Consider the following 20,954-nt stretch of genomic DNA (forward strand, 5'->3'; position numbering starts at 1 on the left):
AATAACGGCGCGGGGCGGCTACCGTTCGCTGAGACCGTGTCGACGATCGGCGGGAGCGGGAGTGGACTGGGAAGACTTCGCCGGACGGCTGTCCCGGGAGTTGCAGCGCCTCCCGGTCCGGTCGTTCATCATCGTGCAGGGTCCCACGGGGCTGCCGTACGTGCAGGCGATGCGGTCCACGAGCGCGATCGACGCCGAGGCCGTGGGGAGCGCGTTCCTGCCGCGTCCGCTGTCGCACCGGCAGGAGCGGCGGCTCGGCGCGCTCGGCTGGCGCAAACCGGACGGCCGGGACCGGCTGAACTGGTCGCACCGGCTCACGATGCCGCCCCGGATGCGGCTCACGCCGATGCAGTCCGCCGAGGTGGACCGGCTCGCCGACCGGATGGTCGCCGCGTTCCGTGACGTGTACGGCGTCCGGTCGCCGCTGGACCTCGTCTACCAGGCCGGCCGGACGTCCGGGGAGGGCGGCGGGCTCGCCCTGCCCGGCCTCGGGCTGCCGCTGGCGATCCCCGAGGCCGAGCAGACGACGGCGGAGGCCGCCGGGCTCGCCCCGCCGCCCGCCGCGGGCGATCTGGAGGCCGAGCTGACGGCGGCGCGGCGGCGCGGCGACGAGCAGGCGTATCTGGCGCTGCTCGCCGGGGCGACGCTGTGCCTTCCCGTGCCGGGCGAGCCGGGGTCGGAGGCCGCGGACCAGTTCGCCACCGCCAAGTTCGGGGACGGGACGTACGTCCTCGGGTTCACCTCGCCCGAGGCGATGGACCGGTCGCTGCGCGGGCAGGCCGTCCACCACCGTCCGGTGACGCTGACCGAGCTGGCGGGGGCGTGGCCGCGGCTCGAGTGGGGGCTGGCGGTGGACCCGGGGCTGCCGAGCGCCGCGTATCTGGACGCCGAGACCGTCGCCAAGACCGCCGGGACGGACCTCGCGGCCCGTCCCGCCGCGGCTGCTCCCGTACCGGAGTCCCCGTCGGTGCGGACGACGCCGCTGCCGTCGGTGGAGCCGCCCGCCAAGCCGGAGCCGGACGACAAGCGCGTCGCGGGCAAGCCGTCCCGTCCCTCCGCCGCCGCGCCGCAGCCCGTCCCGTCCGACCCGGCCCGCACCGTCCCGTCCGACCCCGCCCGCACCGTGCCGGACACCCCTCCCCACCGCCCCGCCCTCGAACGCCCGGCACCGCCGTCCGCCCCCGAACGCACCGCGCCGCCGTCCGCTCCCGAGCGCCCGGCGCCGCAGGCCCTCCCGTCCACACCCGAACCCCCGCGCCGTCCCGCCACCCCGGACGTCCCGCCACGCCGTCCCGCCGCGCCGGAGCCCGAACTCCCGCGCCGCGCCGCGTCACCGCAGCCCGAGCCGCCCGTCCGCACGGCGCAGGCCACGCCCGCGCCGGTCCAGCCCGCCGCGCCCCCGGAACCCGACACGCTCTCGCGCCGCCCGGCGGCCGTCCCGCCCGCACCCGACGCACCGCGCACCCCGGCCGAGCCCAGCGCGCCGGACGTCCCGGCACGCCGGCCGACCGCGCCGCCCCGACCCGTCGCACCCGACCTCCCGGCACGCCAACCCGCCGCAGTGCAGGAACCCGGCCGCCAAGCCGCGCCCCCTGAACCCCCGCGCCAACCCGCCGCAGCGCCCGAGCCCGGCCGACAGGCCGCGCCGCCTGAGACGCCGCGCCGATCCGCCACGGACGTGCCGGCGCGACAGCCCGCCGGAGCGCCCGAGCCAGCGCGGCAGGCCGTGCCCGCCCCGCCGGACGTCCCCGCGCGGCAACCGGCCGCGCAGCAAGAGACCGAAGCACCGCGTCGGCCCAGCACGCCGGAGATCCCGGCCCGGCAGCCTGCCGCACCCGACGTCCCGGCGCGGAAGCCCGCCGCGCAGCAGGAGGCCGAAGGACCACGTCGGCCCAGCGCGCCGGAAGTCCCGGCGCGACAGCCTGCCGCGCCGCGCGAATTCGGCTACCAGGCCGCGCCGCCCGCCGCGCCGGACGTCCCGGCGCGGAAGCCGGCCACGCAGCAAGAGGCCGAACCGCCGCGTCGGTCCAACGTGCCCGAGGCGCCCGCGCGGCAGCCTGTCGCGGCGCAGGAGTTCGGCCATCAGGGTGCGCCGGCTGAGGCGCCGGGGCGGGCCGACGGCGCGGAGCCGGGGCGGCGGACGTTGCCGGACGTGCCGCGCTGGGCCGCCGAGCCCGCCTCGTTCGGGCAGGGCGCGTCGAGCGGCGCGCCCGCCGAGCGTCATGCGGCGGCGGCGCACGCGCTGCCGCAGGCGCCGGGCGGGACGCGGGTCGGGGACCGGCGGGTCGCGCCCGTCCCGGGCAGCACGACGCCGGACCCGCCGGGCGGGGGCCGGGAGGCGCGCACGCCCACGGAGAAGCGCACGCCGGCGGAGACGCGGGTCGACGCGGCCAAGCCGTCCGCGACGCTGCGCGACCCCCTGCCCGTCAACGGGCAGGCGACCAAGCCGCTGCCGACCGTCGAGCGGGCGGCGCCGACGCGGATCCGGCCGACGTCGGCGGAGTTCGTCGTGATGCAGAAAGTGCTGCGGCCCGAGCACGTCCGGCACTACGTGGAGGGCGGATACGACCTGGTCGCCGGGTACGTCCACCGGCTGAAGGACGTCGCGGACCTGCGGACGCCCGCCGGGATCGTCCGCGCGCTCGGCCTCACCTACCAGGGGACGCCGTTCTCGGCGTCCGACGACACGATCCACGTCCTGCGCTGGCCCGCCGTGAAGCCCACGCTGTTCCGGACGCCGCTCGGCGGCATCGACGAGTGGAGCATGGAGATCATCCCGGGCGGCTGGGTGATCGAGAACGCGCCGTTCCCCGGCTCGGGGTACGCGCCGGGCGACGGCCCCCCGATCCCCGAGTTCAAGATCGACAGCCAGCGGCTGCCGCACGAGGCGGAGATCTACCGGATCGACCGGTCCGGCGAGGCGACGCCGATCGCCCGGTTCGACGCGGACCGGCGGCAGTGGCGGCGGGCCCCGGCCGGGGACGCGGAAGGAGCGCGGCGGTGACCGACACGCTGACGATCCGGCACGGCTACTACGCGGGCTGGGGCGGCGCCGACTACGAGGCCAGCCCCTGCGGCGCGCAGGTCCGGCTGTACGCGACGCGCGCGGCGTCCGGGTTCGTCCCGGCGGGCACCGGGCGGTACGTCCGGATCGTCCCGCTGACGGAGGTCGAGCACCTCTCGTACGTCACCACGCGCTGCGTGTGGCGTGGCGAGCCGTTCCTCGTCCTCGCCCACCACGACGGGTGGCTGCGCGTCGAGTACACCGGCGGACGAGCGCCCGTCGCGGAACGGCTCGGCCTGGAGCGCTTCGACCGGGGCGTCTACCAGGCGTGGGCGCCGGCGCGCGAGGTGGCGGAGCTGCGGGAGGAGTGGGTCTGACGGCCGTCCGCCGGGGCCGTCGGCGACAATGGCGGGATGGCGGTCATCGACATCAACGCCGACCTCGGCGAGGGCTTCGGCCGGTGGGAGCTGGGCGACGACGCGGCGCTGCTGTCGATCGTCACGAGCGCGAACGTCGCCTGCGGCTTCCACGCGGGTGATCCGCTGACGCTGCGGCGCGTCTGCACGGGCGCGGTGGGGCACGGGGTGACGATCGGCGCGCAGGTGTCCTACCGGGATCTGGCCGGGTTCGGGCGGCGCGAGATGGACGTCCCGCCCGACGAACTGACCGCCGAGGTCCTGTACCAGATCGCCGCGCTGGACGGCATCGCGCGCACCCAGGGCGGACGCGTCGCCTACGTCAAGCCGCACGGCGCGCTCTACAACCGGATCGCGCGGGACCCGGTGCAGGCGGCGGCCGTCGCGGCGGCCGTCCGCGCGTACGACCCGGCGCTGCCGCTGCTGACGCTGCCGGGCTCGGCGGTGTTCGCGGCGGCGGACGATCTGACGGTCGTGGCGGAGGCGTTCGCCGACCGCGCCTACACCCCCGACGGACGGCTCGTGTCCCGGCGCGAGCCCGGCGCGGTGATCCACGACCCGGAGGCGGTGGTGCGGCGCGCCGTCGCGATGGCGGTGGACGGCGAGGTGAAGGCGATCGACGGGACGGCGGTGCCGGTGCGCGCCCGGTCGATCTGCGTCCACGGGGACACGCCGGGCGCGGTGGGGCTGGCGCGGGCCGTCCGGGACGCGCTGGTCGCCGCCGGGGTCACGCCGGAGCCGTTCGCATGAGGATCCGGCGCGCCGGGGACGCGGCGCTGCTGGTGGAGACCGCCGACCCGCACCGGCTGGACGCCGCCGTCCGCGCGGCAAGCCTGCCCGGCGTGGTGGACGTCGTGCCGGGCGAGCGGACCGTCCTGATCACGACGACCGGCGACCCGGACCGGCTCGCCGAACGGGTCGCCGCGCTGACGCCCCCGCCGCGCACGGCCGCCGACGCGCCCCCGGTGGAGATCCCGGTGATCTACGACGGCGCGGACCTGGCGGAGGTCGCCGACCTGACCGGCCGCACCGCCGCCGAGGTCGCCGCGCAGCACGCCGCCGCCGAGTACACGGTCGCCTACCTGGGCTTCTCCCCCGGCTTCGGCTACCTGACCGGCCTGCCGGACGACCTGCGGGTGCCGCGCCGCCCGACCCCGCGCACGTCCGTCCCGGCGGGCGCGGTCGCGATCGCCGGCCCCTACACGGCGGTGTACCCGTCGTCCTCGCCGGGCGGCTGGCGCCTGCTGGGCCGCACGGACACACGGCTGTGGGACGTCGACCGCGACCCCCCGTCCCTCCTCTCCCCCGGCACCCGCGTCCGCTTCGTCCGGGAGGACGCATGAGTGAGCCGGAGGCGCGCGCCGCGCGCTGGACTGAGGAGCGGCGGGAGCCTGCGACCAGAGCGACGAGGGAAGCGCGCGGCACCCAGCGCGCCGTAGGCGAACGGGCAGCACAGTGCGGGTTGGTGGTCGTGCGGGCGGGGCCGTTGGCCACGGTGCAGGATCTCGGGCGGGCTGGGTTGGCGCATCTCGGGGTGCCGGGGTCGGGGGCGGCGGACGTGCCTGCGTTGCGGCTCGCGAACCGGCTCGCGGGCAATCCCGAGGGGGCGGCCGGGCTGGAGTTGACGTTCGGCGGGGCGGCGCTGCGGCCAGAGCGCGGCGTGTGGGCCGTGGTCACCGGGGCTCCTGCGCCCGTCGCCGTGGACGGGCGGCAGCAGGGCATGAACGCGCCGTTCCGGGTTCCGGCGGGCGCGACGCTGGAAGTCGGCGCGCCGGTGCGGGGCGTGCGGACGTACGTCGCGGTGCGGGGCGGGCTGACGCCGGACGCGGTGCTCGGCAGCCGTTCGGCCGATCTGCTGTCGGGGCTCGGGCCGCGTCCGCTGGCGGCGGGCGACGTCGTCCCGCTCGGCCCGGCGGACGGTCTGGACCCCATCGCGGTGGACCTCGCCCCCGTTCCGCCGCTGCCCGAAACGCCTGAGCTGCGCGTCCGGCCGGGGCCGCGTGACGACTGGTTCGACGGGGACGCGCTGGCGACGCTGACCGGCGGGAACTACACGGTCACGGACGCGTCCAACCGCGTCGGCGTGCGCCTGGACGGCCCCGTGCTCGCCCGCGCCCGCGACGGCGAGCTGCCGAGCGAGGGCATGGTGACCGGCGCGCTCCAGGTGCCGCCGGACGGCCTGCCGATCCTGTTCCTCGCCGACCATCCGACGACGGGCGGCTACCCGGTCCTCGCCGTGGTCGCCGCCGCCGACGTGCCGCTGGCCGCGCAGCTCCGCCCGGGGCAGAACGTCCGGTTCCGGGCGCTCAGGTGAGCAGCGCCCGCACCCGGTCGACCTCGGTGCCGAGCGGGTCGGCGGGCACGTCGGTGAACGTGGTGACGGCGACGTCGCCGTCCTTGGCCTCCCAGACCCCGGCGACGCGTCCCTCGTGCAGCACGACCGCCGAGATCCACCCGGCCGCGCGGCTCACCGCCGCGCGGTGCTCGGCCGGGACGAGGTAGCCCGCCGACGTCCCCGCGCCCAGCACGTACTGGTCGAACGGCCCGAGCAGCCGGACGGCCGGGGCGGGCGGCCCGGACGCGATCTCCGCGGCGTCCCCGGGACGGACCTTCATCGGCACCCCGTCCACCGAGACGTCCTCCAGACCGTCGAACCAGTCGGCGACCTCGCGTTTGCGCAGGTTGCCGCGCGTCAGCCACTGGTCGAACGTTGCGGGCGTGCCGGGCCCGTGCGCGCCGAGGAACGCCCGGACGACGAGCGGGCCTGCCTCGTCCACCGGCGGCGCCGAGACACCGACCGGCGCGGTGAACGTGACCCGCGTGCCGCGCGGCGGCCCGTAGCAGAGCACGCCCCACCAGGCCAACGGCTTGAGCAGCGTCCCCCAGCCCGAGCCGAGCACCTCGGCCAGGTGCTCGGACCCGGTCCGCTCCACGATCGCGGCGGTCAGCTCCTCGCGGGTCAGCACGGCGCCGCCCGCCAGCGCGTCCGCAGCCGCCGCCGCGATGGCCTCCAGGTCGGCGGGGGTGGCGCCGAACGTCCGCTGCCAGCTCGGCTTCTCCCAGTTCCGGACGCGGGCGCACACCGCGAGATACGCGCCCACCTCGGCGGACGGGAGCAGGTGCAGCGTCCCGCGCATCGCCCACGTCTTCACCAGGGACCCGTCCGCGAGCGCCGGAGCGGCGGGCGAGGCGCCGCGCAGCGCCACCGCCAGTTCCGCCGCCGACGCCACCTGCGCCTGCACGCCGCCGAGCCGCCGCGCGACCGCGACGGCCGTGTCCGCGTCAGAACCGGCGAGGAACTGCCGCCGCATCCGCCAGGCCAGCACCTGCGGCCACGTCACCGAGAGCATGGCCCGATCCAACCACGCGCCCCCGACAGAACCGTCAGGACGAGACGCGCCCCAGCCCGGCGTAGGCGTCCCGGACGTCCCCGGCGGTCAGGACGGTCAGGTCCGCGGCCGTCGCGGCGTCCCCCAGCTCCGCCGCCCGCAGCGCCCGGCACGCGCACGCCTTCTCGTACAGGGTGCGGGCGAACCGGCCGTTGCCCAGCTCGTCCACGCGGCCCTGCCCGACGACGCGCTGGAACACCAGGGCCAGGTCGTCCAGCGCGCGTTCGGCCCACACGTCGCCGCCCTGCTCGGCCACGAGCTGCGCGATCCGCAGCAGCTCGTCGGGCCCGTAGGACGGGAACGTCACGCGCGTCCCGAACCGGGACGCCAGGCCCGGGTTGGACGCCAGGAACCGGTCCATGTCGGCCTCGTAGCCGGCGAGGACGACGACGAGCCGGTCCCGGTCGTCCTCGGCGCGCTTCAGCAGCGTCTGGACGGCCTCGGCGCCGAACGCGTCCCCGCCCGCGTACCCCGAGCCCGCCAGCGCGTACGCCTCGTCGATGAACAGCACGCCGCCGAGCGCGGAGTCGATCAGCCGGTTGGTCTTGAGCGCGGTGGAGCCGAGGTGGTCGCCGACGAGGTCCGCGCGCTGCGCCTCGACCACGACCGGACGGGCGAGCAGCCCGAGCGCGGCGAACACCCGGCCGAGCAGCCGCGCGACGGTCGTCTTCCCGGTGCCGGGCGGGCCGGTGAACACGAAGTGCCGGGTCGGCGGACGGGTGACGAGCCCCTGTTCCTGCCGCAGCCGCGCCACGCGGGCCTGCGCGGCGATCTCCCTGACCTGCTGTTTCACCGGCGCGAGACCGATCATCGCGTCCAGTTCCCGCAGGGCCTCGTCCAGTGTGGGGGTCTCGGCGAATCCCCGGTAGCGCTCGGTCAGCTCGGCGAACGCGGCGTCGACGTCCACGGCGCGCAGCGTGACGAGGTCGTCGGCGGTGGGCGGGGACGCGGCGTCCCCGACGACCCGGACGTCCCGGGCGCGCGCGGCCCCTTCGGTCAGCGACCGTACGAACCGGCCGTTCCCCAGTTCGTCCACGATGCCCCGCCGCTGGACGTCGGCGAACCGATCGGCGAGGCGGGCGCGGGCGTCGGGGGCGAGCCGGTCGCCGCGCAGCCCGGCGTGGTACTCGGCGATGCGCAGCAGCTCGTCGGGCTGGAAGCTCGGGAAGTGGACGCGGGTGCCGAACCGGGACGCCAGGCCCGGGTTGGAGTCCAGGAACGCGTCCATCTGCGTCTCGTAGCCCGCCAGGATGATGACGAGGCGGTCGCGGTCGTCCTCGGCGCGCTTGAGCAGGGTCTGGACGGCCTCGTCCCCGAACCGGTCCGGCCGCCCCTCCCCCGCGTTGACCAGCCCGTACGCCTCGTCGATGAACAGCACCCCGCCGAGCGCCGACTCGATCAGCGCGGTGGTCTTGATCGCGGTGGCGCCGAGGTGTTCACCGACCAGGTCCGCGCGGCCCGCCTCCACGACCAGCGGCGACGGCAGCAGCCCGAACGCGTAGAAGATCTTGGCGAGGACGCGCGCGACGGTCGTCTTCCCCGTCCCCGACGGCCCGACGAACACGAAGTGCCGCATCGGCTTCTCGGTCGGCACCCCGGCGGCGGCGCGCAGGTGCGCGGCCTCCAGCGACGCCGCGATCGACCGGACCTGCCGCTTCACCGGCTCCAGCCCGACCATCGCCTCCAGCTCGGCGAGCGCCTCCTCGACCGAGATGCTGGGCGCGTCGCCCGGGGACGCCGCCACGCGCTGCTCGTAGGCGGCCTGCAGCGCCGCCGGGACGCCCGCCGCCGGAGCGGTCTCCACGGCGACCTCCGACGGTGGCTCGGGCGCGCGCGGCGCGGGGACGGCCGACTCCGGCTCGGCCTGCTCCTGCACCCAGCCCGTCTCGTACGCTTCGGCCGCGACCGTCTGCCGGGACCGCAGCCAGCGGTGGACGAGCACGGCCGCCATCGCCGCGACCGCCGCGACGATCCCGGCGCGCGGCGCGACGGCGGCCCCGGCGGCGGCGACGAGCCCGCCCGTCCCGAACGCCAGCAGCGCCGTCCGCCAGGGAGCGAACCCGCCGAGCCGCGCGGACGCGACCGCGACCGGCAGCGCGAGCGTCGCCAGGACGAGCGCGTTGCCGTCGTAGGGCGCCCGGTAGAGGTGGTCGAGCGGGAAGCACACCCCGACCCAGCCGGCGACGACGAGGAGCAGCGCGGTGCCGGCCGGGGTCCGCAGCACGAGGTGCCCGACCGTCAGCAGCGCCGCGGCGGCGCCCGCGACGAGCGCGACCGGGCCGTCCAGCACGACCGCCGCCGCCGCGACGGCCGCGAGCAGCACCAGGCCGCCGAGGAACCGCAGTCCCGCCGGGACCTGGAAGTACCGCGAACGCAGGCGCTCGAACAGATCCCGCGCCGTCGTCGCGATCGCCGTCGCCGGGCGGGAGTGGAAGCCGCCGAACCGTGCCATCCCCATGAGTAAATCGCAGGACCCGGCCGAATGGGACTCTTCGCCGCGGGTTCGTCGGAACGCCGCAGGTACGGTTGCGGCGTGGATCAGGAGAGTCGCAGGTGAGGCGCCGTCCGCCGCCCGACCTCGCCCGGATCGACGGCTCCGGGCCGGACGCGCGCGGCCTGTCGGTGTGGGTTCTCGTGCTGGCGTGGCCCGCGTCCGACGTCGTGTCGGGGTCGGCGCGCCCGCGCTGGGCCGCCGCGCTGCTCGTCGCGCTGGTCGCCGTGCTGTTCGTCGCCGCGCTGCGCACCGCGTTCGACGGACGGCGCCCGCTGCGCGCGGCCGTCCTGCTGCTGGCCGCGCAGACCGCCGCGACCGGCACGGCGATCGCGTGGTTCGGCGGGCACTGGCTGTCGGCGCTCGGCGTCCTCGGCGTCGCGACGGGCGCGGTGATCGGGCATCTGCCGCGTCCGCGCGGCGGGCTGGAGGTGCCGATGTTCGCCGGGGTCGGCGGCGTGACGGCCGTCGCGACCGGGTCCGCGTGGCTCGGCGGCCTCGGGACGGGCGCGGTCGTCGCCGCCGCCTGGACGACGCTCACCGCCGGGCTCGTGACCACGATCGTCGTCCGGCTTTTCCTGGTGATCACGCTGCTGCGCGACGCCCGCGAGGAGCTGGCGTCGGCGGCCGTCGAGCGCGAGCGGCTGCGGTTCTCCCGCGACCTGCACGACCTGCTCGGGCACACGCTGTCGCTGATGGTCGTGCAGGCGCAGGCCGTGCGGCGGATCGCCGAGCGGGACCCGGCGCTCGCCGCGCGGCAGGCCGCCGACATCGAGAGCGTCGGGCGGGACGCGCTCGGCGAGGTCCGGCAGGCCGTCGCCGGGTACCGGGGGCGGGGCCTGGCCGCCGAGCTGGACGCGGCGCGGTCCGCGCTGGCCGCCGCCGGGATCGAGCCGGTCGTGCGGCGCTCGGGCGATCCGCCGCCCGCGGCGGACGCGCTGCTCGGCTGGGCGGTGCGGGAGGGCGTCACGAACGTCGTCCGGCACAGCGGCGCCCGGACCTGCGAGATCACCTGGGAGGACGACGTGCTGTCGATCGTCGACGACGGCTCCGCCGCCGGGGCGCCGTCCGGCGGGCACGGGCTGCGCGGCCTGCGGGAGCGGGTCGCGGACGCGGGCGGCTCGCTGACGGCCGGGCCGCGCCCCGGCGGCGGGTTCGCGCTGACCGTCCGGCTCAGGGAGGCGCCGTGATCCGGGTGCTGCTCGCCGAGGACCAGGGCATGATGCGCGGCGCGCTCGCCCTGCTGCTGGGTCTGGAGGACGACATCGAGGTCGTCGCGGAGATCGGGGACGGCGCCGAGGTGCTGGACGCCGCGCTCTCGACCCGTCCCGACGTGGCCGTGCTGGACATCGAGATGCCCGGCCGCACCGGATTGGACCTGGCCGCCGACCTGCGCGAACGCCTGCCCGGCTGCCGGGTGCTCATCGTGACGACGTTCGGCCGCCCCGGCTACCTGCGGCGCGCGATGGACGCCGGGGCGCACGGCTTCCTGGTCAAGGACGGGCCGATCGAGGACCTGGTCGCCGCGATCCGGCGCGTCCTCGCGGGCGAGCGCGTCGTGGACCCGGCGCTCGCGACGGCCGCGCTGTCGGTCGGTCCGAACCCGCTGACGGCGCGCGAGCGCGACGTGCTGACGGCCGCGTCCGACGGCGCCACGGTCGCCGACGTCGCCCGCGCGCTGCACCTGTCGGAGAGCACGGTCCGCAACTACCTGTCGTCGGCGATCGGGAAGACCGGCGCCCGCAACCGCGTCGAGGCGCTTCACACCGCGCGCGACAACGGGTGGCTCTAGGCTTCTCCGTCATGGACGAGCTGCTGGAGGCACCGGCGCCGGCGCCGCGCGGGCGGGCGGACTACGCGATCGAGCACGCCCTGCGGGACGCGCTCGGCGGCGCGCCCGTCATCGCCGGGGTGGACGAGGTCGGGCGCGGCGCCTGGGCCGGGCCCGTGGTGGTCTGCGCGGCCGTCACCGATCTGTCCGATCCGCCGGAGCTGCCCGGACGCGGCGGGAAGACCGTCGGGCTCACCGACTCCAAGCTGCTGACCGCCGCGCACCGGTCCGCGTTCGCCGCCGTGCTGCCCGGCTGGCTGGCCGGGCACGCGTTCGGTTCCGCGTCGCCCGCCGAGATCGACGAGCTGGGGATGACCGCCGCGCTGCGCCGGGCGGCCGTGCGGGCGCTGGAGGCGCTGCCCGTCGCGCCCGACATCGTGCTGCTGGACGGCTCGCACGACTTCCTCGGGCGTCCGTGGCGGGTGCGCTGCGAAGTGAAAGCGGATCAACGTTCCGTTACGGTCGCCGCCGCGTCCGTCCTCGCCAAGGTCCACCGCGACGCGCACATGGCCGCGCTCGGCGCCGACTTCCCCGGCTACGGGTTCGCCGAGGCCGCGGGCTATCCCTCGCCCGTCCACCAGAAGGCTTTGGAGGAGTCCGGGCCGACGCCGCACCACCGGCTGAGCTGGTCGTATCTGGACGATCTGCCGCGCTGGCGGCACCTCAAGCGGCACCGCGACCCGAACGCCGGCGAGGGCCAGCTCAGCCTGATGTGAGGGACGCGCCCGTCGCGGGTAGGCGGGCCGCATGGACGCCAAGGCCAAGAAGCTCCTGGACGACGCCGGACGGCAGACCTACGCCGAGGAGGCGGGCATCGCGGTCAAGGACCAGCCCGCCGCGCTGTGGAAGCTGCTCGTCCTCGCCAACCTGCTGAGCACCCGCATCTCCGCCACGATCGCCGTCGCCGCCGCGCGCGAGCTGTTCGCCGCCGGGGGCGGCACGCCGCGCGGCATGGCCGACCTGAGCTGGCAGGCCCGGGTGGACGCGCTCGGCCGCGCCCACTACCGCCGCTACGACGAGGGCACCGCGACGCGGCTCGGGCGCATGGCGGAGATCGTCCTCGACGTGTACGGCGGCGACCTGCGCCGCCTGCCCGACAAGGCCGGCCGGGACCGGTCGCGCGCCGCCGAGCTGCTGGAGCAGTTCCCCGGGATCGGGCCGACCGGGGCGGACATTTTCTGCCGCGAGGCGCAGGCCGTCTGGCCGTGGCTGCGGCCCTACGTGGACCGGCTCGCGCTGCGCGGCGCCGACCGCGTCGGCCTGCCCGGCGACCCCGGCAAGGCGGGCGTCCCCGGCAAGGACGTGGCGCGGTTCACCGCCGGGCTCGTCCGCGTCGCGCGGGACAAGAAGCTCGCCGACGCCGTCGCCCGCGCCTAGAGCGCGCAGCCTCAGCCGCCGCGCGGGCCTAGAGCGCGCCTCAACGTCGGCCTCAGCCGCCAGGCGAGCGCAGCAGGCCGGGACTCTTGAAACACCACCTAGTCCTTGCCGCGCGAGGCGACCCACTCCAGGTTCCAGCCGTACGCCTCGTCCACGGCCATCTTGCCCCAGCGCGGACGGCCCGGCGGGGGGAGCACGAACCGTCCCTCGCGGCGCACGACCAGCTCGCCGCCCACATTCTCGATCAGCGCGAGGACGGCGTCGCGGGACGCGTCGGCGCAGTCGTCCATCCGCATCTCGATCGGCGGCGAGCCGACCGGGTAGAGGGTGGCGGTCGCGTCCAGGCCCCGGAAGTCGTCGGCGCCGTCGTAGATCTCGGCGAACACCAGGATCCGCTTGAACTTCGCCGTGTGGTCGAGGTTGATCACCAGGTTCTCGCCGGTCTCGACGGTGCCGGTGCGGTCGTCCTTGTCGAGCTGCACGTACGGGGGACGGTCCAGCGCGCCCATGTCGCCGACCGCGTGGACGATGCCGCGCCGTCCGTCGGTCAGCTCCCACAGGCAGCACAGGTCGAGGTCCAGGTCGACGCCGCGACGGCGCTTGCCGAGCAGGCCCCGCGCCGCGCCCGAGCGCGCCGTCCAGTTGAGGTTGACGCGCATGTTGCCCGACGTCGCGCCGTGCTTGGTCAGCGACACCGACGGCGCGCTCTTGGTCAGCGAGATCTTCCCGCCCGCCGCGCCGGGCTGCGCCGCAGCAGGCGGCGGCGCGTACTGCTGCTGCGCGGGCGCGGGCGGCGGCGTGTACTGGTGCTGGACGGGCGGAGGCTCATACGGCGGCGGGGGCGCGTACTGGTGCTGCACCGGCGCGGGCGGAGGCGGCGGGGCGTACTGGTGCTGCACGGGCGGAGGCTCATACGGCGGCGGAGGCGCGTACTGGTGCTGGTCGGGCGCGGGCGGCGGCGGGGCGGACTCGGGCGCGGGCGGCGGCGCGTACTGCTGCGGCTCAGGCGCGGGCGGGGGCTGCTCCTGGACGGGCGGGGGCGCGTCGTCCACCGAGATCCCGAAGTCGGTCGCGAGCCCCGCGAGGCCCGAGTCGTAGCCCTGCCCGACGGCGCGGAACTTCCACGCGCCCTGCCTGCGGTACAGCTCGCCGAGGACGTAGGCCGTCTCGGTCGTGGCGCCGGTGCTGTCGAAGCGGGCGATCTCGGTGCCGTCCGCCGCGTCCACGACCCGGACGTACAGGTCAGCGAACCGCGCGAACGTGCCCCCGTCCGCCGACGCCGCGATCACGACCCGCTCCACGGCGGGCTCGACGCGCGCCAGGTCGACCGCGAGGACGTCCCGGACCGTCGCCCCCGGTTGCTTGCCCTCGTGCCGCACCGCGCCGGACGGATGGCCCGGCTGGTTGTAGAAGACGAAGTCGTCGTCATTTCTGACCCGTCCGTCCGCCGCCAGGAGCAGCGCGGACGCGTCGGCGTCGGGCGCCCCGGGACCGCCGCGCCACCCCAGCTCGACCCGGACCGCGGCGGCGGGCACCGCCGTGTTGGCGCCCTTCTGCAACGACATGAACGCTCCTCGCTCGACGACCCCGTCCTCACAGCGAGACGGACGAGCCCCCGCCGAGGTTCCCGAACACCGGCTCATGACGCACCGGAAAGCTGACAGAAGACGCGATGAAGCACATTTCGTGGGCGCGCTCGTGGAGGGCGCGCGCCCGCTCGACGTCCGCGCCGGGCGCGAGCGTCACCTCGGGACGCAGGACGACCTCCTGGAACCGTCCGGACCCGTCCCGCTCCTCGGTCATGGTCCCCTCGGGCCGGTCGACGTACCCGGTCACGACGACGCCCTCCGCCGCACAAAGCCCCAGATACCAGAGCATGTGACACTGCGACAGCGACGCCACCAGCAGTTCCTCGGGATTCCACCGCGCCGGATCGCCCCGGAACGCCGGATCGGCGGACCCGGCGATCACCGGCTTGCCCTCGCCGCTCACCTCATGGGCCCGCTCGTAGGCGCGGTACCCGCTCGTCCCCGTCCCGGTGTCCCCGGTCCACGTCACGGTCATCCCGTAACGGTGTGTTCTGGCCATGCCGCCCATTCTCGACCGCACGGCGGACCGCCGCAGGGCGCGGGGCCGCCGCACGACCCCGCGCCCGCCCCCGTAGCGGCCCTCAGACGACGAGGAGCGTTTTCCCCGGCACCGAACGCGCCTCCATCGCCGCATGCGCGCCCGCAGCATCCGCCAGCGGGAACGTGCGCCCGATCGCCGGCCGCAGCCGCCCGGCCGCGGCATCCGCGAGCACCCGCGCGACCCGGTCCCGCGCGTCCGCAGCACCGGCCAGCGCGAACAGCTGGTCGATCCCGATCACGGTGACCCCGCGCTCGGCCGCCTCCGCCGGATCGACCGTCGTCATCTCCCCGCTGGACACGCCATGGATCGAGAACCGTCCCCCACCCGCCGTGACCTCGAACGCCGCCCGCCCGATCGCCCCGCCGACGCCGTCGAACACGACATCAGGCCCACGCCCACCGGTGGCAGCCCGAACGGCGTCCGCCCACCCGTCCCGCGAGTAGTCGACAACGGCCTCGGCCCCCAGCTCACGCGCCACGTCCAACTTGGCGGAACTACTAGCAGCCCCGACGACCCGCGCCCCGGCACCGTGCGCGAGCTGGACGAGCAGACTCCCGAGCCCCCCGGCCGCCGCCTCGACCAACACCCACTCCCCAGGCTTGACAGCGGCCCGCTCGAACAACGCAAGCGCAGTCTGCCCGTCGTTCAACAAAGCGGCAGCCTCCGGCATCCCAAGCCCCTCAGGCACCGGAACCAGGAACTCGACATCCGCAACGGCGAACTCGGCGTTCCCACCCCGCCCATCGACCGTCCGCGTGACAACGCGCCGCCCGACCCACGAGGCATCGACACCGCCCCCGACCTCCGCGACCGTCCCCGCAACTCCCCCGCCGGGCACGAACGGCACCTCGGGCAACGGCGGCCCCGGCGAGAACCCCCGCCGCAACTGCGTCTCCACAAAGTTGATCTCCGCGACCTCGACCCGGACGAGCACCTGCCCATCCCCCGCGACGGGCTCCGCCACGTCCTCCCACTTCAGGACGTCCGGTCCCCCGAACGCCGTAACGACGACAGCACGCATACGCCACTCCCCTTTTCGGTAGACGCTCCCACCCTTCAACCTCAAGCGCACTCAAGGTCAACCCTGCCCGGTCACGGCGCGCGTGATGTCCCTCTCGTCCTCTCGGTCCGGCAAGGAAGCGGTGAGCGCGTTCCCCCCGCGTCAACGCGAACGGGGGGCCGGGCGAGATGCCCGGCCCCCCGTTGGGATGGCGGTCTAGCTGCAGCCGCTGGTGGAGCCGCAACCTTCGCAGACGTAGCAGCTGCCGGCGGGGCGCATCTTGGTGCCGCAGGTCATGCAGAGCGGCGCGTCCGCCGTGCGGCCCTGCGTGCTCTCGATGATCTCCATCGAGGAGTGCGCGGGGGCGGACGGGGCGGCGACGGCGGGCGACGGCGCCGGACGGGTGATCTCCGCCGACTGCGCCAGCGCGTCGTGGTCCTCGGCGCGCAGCGCGGCCGGGTCCTCGCCGCTGGCCTGCCGCGCGCGCTCCTCGGCGGTGAAGATGCCGAGTTCGGCGCGCTGCTCGTACGGCATGTTGTCCAGCGCGAGGCGGCGGAAGATGTAGTCCATCACCGACGTCGCCATGCGGATGTCCGGGTCGTCCGTCATCCCGGCCGGCTCGAACCGCATGTTGGTGAACTTCTCCACCCACGTCTCCAGCGGCACGCCGTACTGGAGGCTGATGGAGATCGCCATCGAGAACGCGTCCATGACGCCAGCGAGCGTCGACCCCTGCTTGCCGAGCTTGAGGAAGACCTCGCCGAGCCCGTCGTCGGGGTAGGACGACGCCGTCATGTACCCCTCGGCGCCCGCCACCGAGAACCGCGTCACGGTCGCCGGACGCTGCTTGGGCAGCCGCTTGCGGACCGGCCGCACCTCGCCCGGCGCGGCCACGGGCTCGGCGGCGGCGGTCTCCTTCTTGCCCGCCGCCGACAGCGGCTGGCCCACCTTGCAGTTGTCGCGGTAGATCGCGAGCGCCTTCAGCCCGAGCTTCCAGCCCTCGAAGTAGACGCGCTCGATGTCCTCGATCGTCGCCTGCTCCGGCATGTTGACGGTCTTGGAGATCGCCCCGGACAGGAACGGCTGCACCGCCGCCATCATCCGGACGTGCCCCATCGGGCTGATCGCCCGCTCGCCCATCGCGCAGTCGAACACCTCGTAGTGCTCGGGACGCAGCCCCGGCGCGTCCACGACGTGCCCGTTCTCGGCGATGTACTCGACGATCGCCTCGATCTGCTCCTGCTGGTAGCCGAGCTGGGTGAGCGCGCGCGGCACCGTCTGGTTGACGATCTGCATGGACCCGCCGCCGACGAGCTTCTTGAACTTCATCAGCGCGAGGTCCGGCTCGATGCCGGTGGTGTCGCAGTCCATCATCAGCCCGATGGTGCCGGTCGGCGCGAGCAGCGACGCCTGCGCGTTGCGGTAGCCGTGCCGTTCGCCGAGCTTCAGGCAGTCGGCCCACTGCCGCGTGGCGGCCTTGTGGACGGCGCGGTCCACCGCGTCCAGCGTCCGCAGGTCGTCGTTGGCGGCGGCGTGCTTGCGCATGACGCGCTTGTGCGCGTCGGCGTTGCGCGCGTACCCCTCGTACGGCCCGACGATCCCCGCCAGCTCCGCCGACCGCCGGTACGCGACGCCCGTCATCAGCGACGTGATCGCGGCGGCCAGCGACCGTCCGCCCTCGGAGTCGTAGGCGTGCCCGCTCGCCATGAGCAGCGCGCCGAGGTTGGCGTAGCCGATGCCGAGCTGCCGGTAGTCCCGCGTCGTCCGCGCGATCTTCTCGGTCGGGAAGTCGGCGAACGTGATCGAGATGTCCATCGCGGTGATGATCAGCTCGGTGAGCTTCACGAACCGCTCGACGTCGAACACGTTGCCCGCGCCGAGGAACTTCAGCAGGTTGATGCTCGCCAGGTTGCAGGACGAGTTGTCCAGCGACATGTACTCCGAGCACGGGTTGCTCGCGGTGATGCGGCCGGTCTCGGGGTTGGTGTGCCAGTCGTTGATCGTGTCGTCGTACTGGACGCCCGGGTCGGCGCACTCCCACGCCGCCCTGGCCATCAGCCGGAACAGGTCCTTGGCGCGGATCTTCTCGATGACCTCGCCGCTCAGCCGCGCCCGCAGCCCGAACTCGGCGTCCTCCTCGACCGCGCGCATGAACTCGTCCGACACGCGCACCGAGTTGTTGGCGTTCTGGTACTGGACGCTCGCGATGTCCCGGCCGCCGAGGTCCATGTCGAACCCGGCGTCCCGCAGCGCGCGGATCTTGTTCTCCTCGCGCGCCTTGGTCTCGATGAACTCGGCGACGTCGGGGTGGTCCACGTCGAGCACGACCATCTTGGCGGCCCGGCGGGTCGCGCCGCCCGACTTGATCGTCCCGGCGGACGCGTCCGCGCCGCGCATGAACGACACCGGCCCGCTCGCCGTCCCCCCGGACGACAGCAGCTCCTTGGACGAGCGGATCCGCGACAGGTTGAGCCCGGCGCCCGACCCGCCCTTGAAGATGATCCCCTCCTCCTTGTACCAGTCGAGGATCGACTCCATCGTGTCGTCCACCGACAGGATGAAACACGCCGAGACCTGCTGCGGGGACTTGGTGCCGACGTTGAACCAGACGGGAGAGTTGAAGCTGAAAAGCTGGTGGGCGAGGGCGTAGGTCAGCTCGTGCTCGAAGATCTCGGCGTCGGCCGCGGACGCGAAGTAGCCCTCCGCCAGGCCCGTGTCCACGTAGGCGCGGACGACGCGGTCGATCAGCTGCTTCAGGCTCCACTCGCGCGCGGCCGTGCCGACGGCGCCGCGGAAGTACTTGGACGTGACGATGTTGACCGCGTTCAGCGACCAGAAGTCGGGGAACTCGACGCCGCGCTGCTCGAAGTTGACCGAGCCGTCGCGCCAGTTGGTCATGACGACGTCGCGCCGCTCCCAGCGGATCTCGTCGTACGGATGCACGCCCTCCGTCGTGAAGATCCGCTCGACCTTGAGGCCCTTGCGGCCTCCCTTGCCGCGCCGTGCCGACGATCCGCTCACCGTCTCGGTCATGGGCTTCCCCCTCCGGACCCTCCCGCCGGGTCCTGTCCAGGACGACTGAACCCGGGGGACGATCGCGTCCCCGGGCTGTCCGTTCTCAAGTGCTGTTGTGCCGATCCGCCGCTCACCGGGGCGGCGCGTGTTCTCCCGGAGTGCGCCGGCGCAGGTCCTCGATCTCCCGGGCGAAGTCGTCCAGGGACTCGAAGGACCGGTAGACGGACGCGAAGCGCAGGTAGGCGACCTCGTCGAGTTCGCCGAGCGGCCCGAGGATCGCCAGGCCCACCTGGTGCGAGGGGATCTCGGCCGCGCCGGTCGCCCGGAGCGCCTCCTCGACCCGCTGGCCGAGCTGGGCCAGCGCGTCCTCGCCGACCGGCCGCCCCTGGCAGGCCCGGCGCACCCCCGCGATGATCTTCTCCCGGGAGAAGGGCTCGGTGACGCCGCTGCGCTTGGCCACCATGAGGAGCACGTTCTCCTGGGTCGTGAACCGCTTGCCGCACTCCGGGCACGAGCGGCGCCGCCGGATGGCGGCCCCGTCGTCGGCGGAGCGGCTGTCGATGACCTTGGTGTCGGGGTTGCGGCAGAACGGGCAGTGCATGACGTTCTTCCTCTCCCCCGGCACCGGGCCGCGTCACACGGACGTCACACGACCACAATCTGTGGTTAATGATACCGCGCCAACTACTAGATGTTGTGGTCAACCGTAGGGCGCCGACGCACGCTTCGCAACTCTGACCTGGCGTCCCGCGCGTAGACCCTGATCACATCGGACCTCGCGCGCACCATCCCGGCGTGTCGTACCGGCGCAGCAACTTACTCCCGGCGCGCGGGTCAGCGCGCGGGGACCCGCAACCTGGTCCCGGGCTGGACGATCGACCCCGACATCCCGTTGAGGTCGCGGATCCGCCGGACGGTCGCGCCCGGGTCGCCGTGCGGGTCCACCCGGACGGCGATGTCCCACAGCGTGTCGCGCTCGCCGACGACGACCGTCGCGGTGCGGGCGGCGTCCCGGACGGGCCGGGGCTGCGGGCGCGGGGGCGTCCCGGCGTGCAGCGCGCCGGCGACGGGCCACAGCACGGCCAGCGCGACCCCGGCCGCGAGGACGCCGACGACGATCCGTCCCCGCCGCGTCAGCCGCAGACCCGGCCGCCCCTCCGACCGACTCGCGACCCGGCCCGCGGCCGGGCGGACGACGCGGGACGCGACGGGCGCCGGGACGTCCGCCACCGGTTCGCCGCGCCCGCCGATGATCAATCGCAGATGCCCCCGGCGGCGCGGGAACCCCCGCCGCGCGCCGTCCGCGGGAGCACCGCGCTCCTCGTGCCCGGCGACGAGGCCGCCGCCGCACACCGCCACCTGTCCCTGCTGGAGCGAATCACCCATCTCTGCCCCTCCGCGACCGGTCCGCACCCGACGTTTCGAATGCATTTTCGATCGAACGTGTGTACGATGTTCTATCGCACGGCAGTGGGGGAAGGCGAGCATCTTCTTCGAACAATTGTTTGATCATCGGTCGTGGAGGCGGTAGCGTTCCCTGGACGAGGAGTGACGGATCCGACCGCCTGGAGGCGACGAGCGATGAGCAAGGCCCGGGAGCTGCCCGACGGTTCCGGCGAGGGAAGCGGGCTGACCCAGCGGCAGCGCATGGTCCTCGAGGTCATCCGCGACTCGGTCCAGCGGCGCGGCTACCCGCCGTCGATGCGCGAGATCGGGGAGGCCGTCGGCCTGACGAGCACCTCCAGCGTGTCCCACCAGCTCCGCACCCTCCAGCGCAAGGGCTACCTGCGGCGCGACCCGAACCGTCCGCGCGCGGTCGAGGTGCGGGTGCCCGGCGCGACGCCGGTGCGCACCGCCGAGGACGTCGACGGCGCCGAGCCGGCCGGGACGCAGCCCGCCCCCGCCTACGTGCCGCTCGTCGGCCGCATCGCGGCGGGCGGCCCGATCCTCGCCGAGGAGGCCGTGGAGGACGTCTTCACGCTGCCCAAGCAGCTCGTCGGCGAGGGCACGCACTTCCTGCTCAAGGTCACCGGCGACTCGATGATCGACGCGGCCATCGCGGACGGCGACTGGGTGGTCGTCCGGCAGCAGCCGGTCGCGGAGCAGGGCGACATCGTCGCCGCGATGATCGACGGCGAGGCCACCGTGAAGACGCTGAAGCACAGGGACGGCCATATCTGGTTGATGCCGCAGAACCCGGCGTATGACCCGATTCCGGGTGACGAAGCGTCGGTCCTGGGGCGCGTGGTCGCGGTTCTCCGCAAGATGTGACGGGAGAATCCTGACATACCACGGCGTTCC

The 20,954-nt window shown here is 75.0% G+C and carries 18 protein-coding genes; 10 read left to right on the forward strand and 8 right to left on the reverse strand.

The window, feature by feature from the left end:
- Positions 1 to 61 precede the first annotated feature (61 nt).
- From GQ466_RS21360 to GQ466_RS21380, 5 genes are all read left to right on the forward strand, one after another.
- A complete protein-coding gene (locus GQ466_RS21360) occupies positions 62 to 3,004 on the forward strand; it encodes a TY-Chap domain-containing protein (protein ID WP_161104758.1) in 2,943 nt (980 codons plus the stop codon).
- Positions 3,001 to 3,381, forward strand: coding sequence for a hypothetical protein (locus tag GQ466_RS21365; RefSeq protein WP_337193569.1), 381 nt, complete (start codon positions 3,001 to 3,003; stop codon positions 3,379 to 3,381). The genes GQ466_RS21360 and GQ466_RS21365 overlap by 4 nt, the downstream gene beginning before the upstream one ends.
- A gap of 36 nt (positions 3,382 to 3,417) precedes the next feature.
- A complete protein-coding gene (locus tag GQ466_RS21370) occupies positions 3,418 to 4,170 on the forward strand; it encodes a LamB/YcsF family protein (protein ID WP_161104759.1) in 753 nt (250 codons plus the stop codon).
- A complete protein-coding gene (gene pxpB / locus GQ466_RS21375) occupies positions 4,167 to 4,763 on the forward strand; it encodes a 5-oxoprolinase subunit PxpB (protein WP_161104760.1) in 597 nt (198 codons plus the stop codon). The genes GQ466_RS21370 and pxpB overlap by 4 nt, the downstream gene beginning before the upstream one ends.
- A gap of 119 nt (positions 4,764 to 4,882) precedes the next feature.
- Positions 4,883 to 5,734 (forward strand): 5-oxoprolinase subunit C family protein, encoded by an 852-nt coding sequence (locus GQ466_RS21380; RefSeq protein ID WP_237418191.1) that lies wholly within the window; start codon positions 4,883 to 4,885, stop codon positions 5,732 to 5,734.
- Here the strand turns inward: GQ466_RS21380 and GQ466_RS21385 are convergent.
- Together GQ466_RS21385 and GQ466_RS21390 are read right to left on the reverse strand one after the other, a co-directional pair.
- A complete protein-coding gene (locus GQ466_RS21385; RefSeq protein ID WP_161104762.1) occupies positions 5,727 to 6,770 on the reverse strand; it encodes a DNA glycosylase AlkZ-like family protein in 1,044 nt (347 codons plus the stop codon). The genes GQ466_RS21380 and GQ466_RS21385 overlap by 8 nt on opposite strands.
- A 34-nt stretch (positions 6,771 to 6,804) precedes the next feature.
- Positions 6,805 to 9,261: an AAA family ATPase gene (locus GQ466_RS21390; RefSeq protein ID WP_161104827.1), complete on the reverse strand. Its 2,457-nt coding sequence runs from the start codon at positions 9,259 to 9,261 to the stop codon at positions 6,805 to 6,807.
- 101 nt (positions 9,262 to 9,362) lie between these two features.
- On the opposite strand from GQ466_RS21390, the gene GQ466_RS31845 reads away from it, so the two are divergent.
- From GQ466_RS31845 to GQ466_RS21410, 4 genes are read left to right on the forward strand one after another with little or no spacing between them, the layout of a single operon-like run.
- On the forward strand, positions 9,363 to 10,490 hold the full coding sequence (locus GQ466_RS31845; RefSeq protein ID WP_202420827.1) for a histidine kinase: 1,128 nt from the start codon (positions 9,363 to 9,365) through the stop codon (positions 10,488 to 10,490).
- Positions 10,487 to 11,092: a response regulator gene (locus GQ466_RS21400; protein ID WP_161104763.1), complete on the forward strand. Its 606-nt coding sequence runs from the start codon at positions 10,487 to 10,489 to the stop codon at positions 11,090 to 11,092. Before GQ466_RS31845 ends, GQ466_RS21400 begins: the two co-directional genes overlap by 4 nt.
- Positions 11,093 to 11,112: 20 nt before the next feature.
- Positions 11,113 to 11,847: a ribonuclease HII gene (locus GQ466_RS21405; RefSeq protein ID WP_378186709.1), complete on the forward strand. Its 735-nt coding sequence runs from the start codon at positions 11,113 to 11,115 to the stop codon at positions 11,845 to 11,847.
- A gap of 31 nt (positions 11,848 to 11,878) precedes the next feature.
- Positions 11,879 to 12,508 (forward strand): HhH-GDP family DNA glycosylase, encoded by a 630-nt coding sequence (locus GQ466_RS21410; RefSeq protein ID WP_161104765.1) that lies wholly within the window; start codon positions 11,879 to 11,881, stop codon positions 12,506 to 12,508.
- Between the two features lie 98 nt (positions 12,509 to 12,606).
- On the opposite strand, the gene GQ466_RS21415 is transcribed toward GQ466_RS21410, so the two are convergent.
- From GQ466_RS21415 to GQ466_RS21440, 6 genes are all read right to left on the reverse strand, one after another.
- Positions 12,607 to 14,073 (reverse strand): TerD family protein, encoded by a 1,467-nt coding sequence (locus GQ466_RS21415; RefSeq protein WP_161104766.1) that lies wholly within the window; start codon positions 14,071 to 14,073, stop codon positions 12,607 to 12,609.
- Positions 14,074 to 14,101: 28 nt separating this feature from the next.
- A complete protein-coding gene (locus tag GQ466_RS21420) occupies positions 14,102 to 14,596 on the reverse strand; it encodes an OsmC family protein (protein WP_161104767.1) in 495 nt (164 codons plus the stop codon).
- 82 nt (positions 14,597 to 14,678) lie between these two features.
- Positions 14,679 to 15,659: a zinc-binding dehydrogenase gene (locus GQ466_RS21425; protein ID WP_161104768.1), complete on the reverse strand. Its 981-nt coding sequence runs from the start codon at positions 15,657 to 15,659 to the stop codon at positions 14,679 to 14,681.
- A 195-nt stretch (positions 15,660 to 15,854) separates the two neighbouring features.
- Positions 15,855 to 18,671, reverse strand: a complete 2,817-nt coding sequence (locus tag GQ466_RS21430) for a vitamin B12-dependent ribonucleotide reductase (RefSeq protein ID WP_161104769.1) — start codon at positions 18,669 to 18,671, stop codon at positions 15,855 to 15,857.
- Positions 18,672 to 18,783: 112 nt separating this feature from the next.
- Positions 18,784 to 19,254 carry a transcriptional regulator NrdR gene (gene nrdR / locus GQ466_RS21435; protein ID WP_161104770.1) on the reverse strand — a complete coding sequence of 157 codons (471 nt, stop codon included), beginning with the start codon at positions 19,252 to 19,254 and terminating at the stop codon, positions 18,784 to 18,786.
- A gap of 233 nt (positions 19,255 to 19,487) precedes the next feature.
- Positions 19,488 to 20,039 carry a LysM peptidoglycan-binding domain-containing protein gene (locus GQ466_RS21440; protein ID WP_161104771.1) on the reverse strand — a complete coding sequence of 184 codons (552 nt, stop codon included), beginning with the start codon at positions 20,037 to 20,039 and terminating at the stop codon, positions 19,488 to 19,490.
- A gap of 195 nt (positions 20,040 to 20,234) precedes the next feature.
- On the opposite strand from GQ466_RS21440, the gene lexA reads away from it, so the two are divergent.
- Positions 20,235 to 20,924 carry a transcriptional repressor LexA gene (gene lexA / locus GQ466_RS21445; RefSeq protein WP_161104772.1) on the forward strand — a complete coding sequence of 230 codons (690 nt, stop codon included), beginning with the start codon at positions 20,235 to 20,237 and terminating at the stop codon, positions 20,922 to 20,924.
- The last annotated feature ends 30 nt before the right edge of the window (positions 20,925 to 20,954 follow it).

Source organism: Actinomadura rayongensis (assembly GCF_009831215.1).
GTDB classification, from domain to species: domain Bacteria; phylum Actinomycetota; class Actinomycetes; order Streptosporangiales; family Streptosporangiaceae; genus Spirillospora; species Spirillospora rayongensis.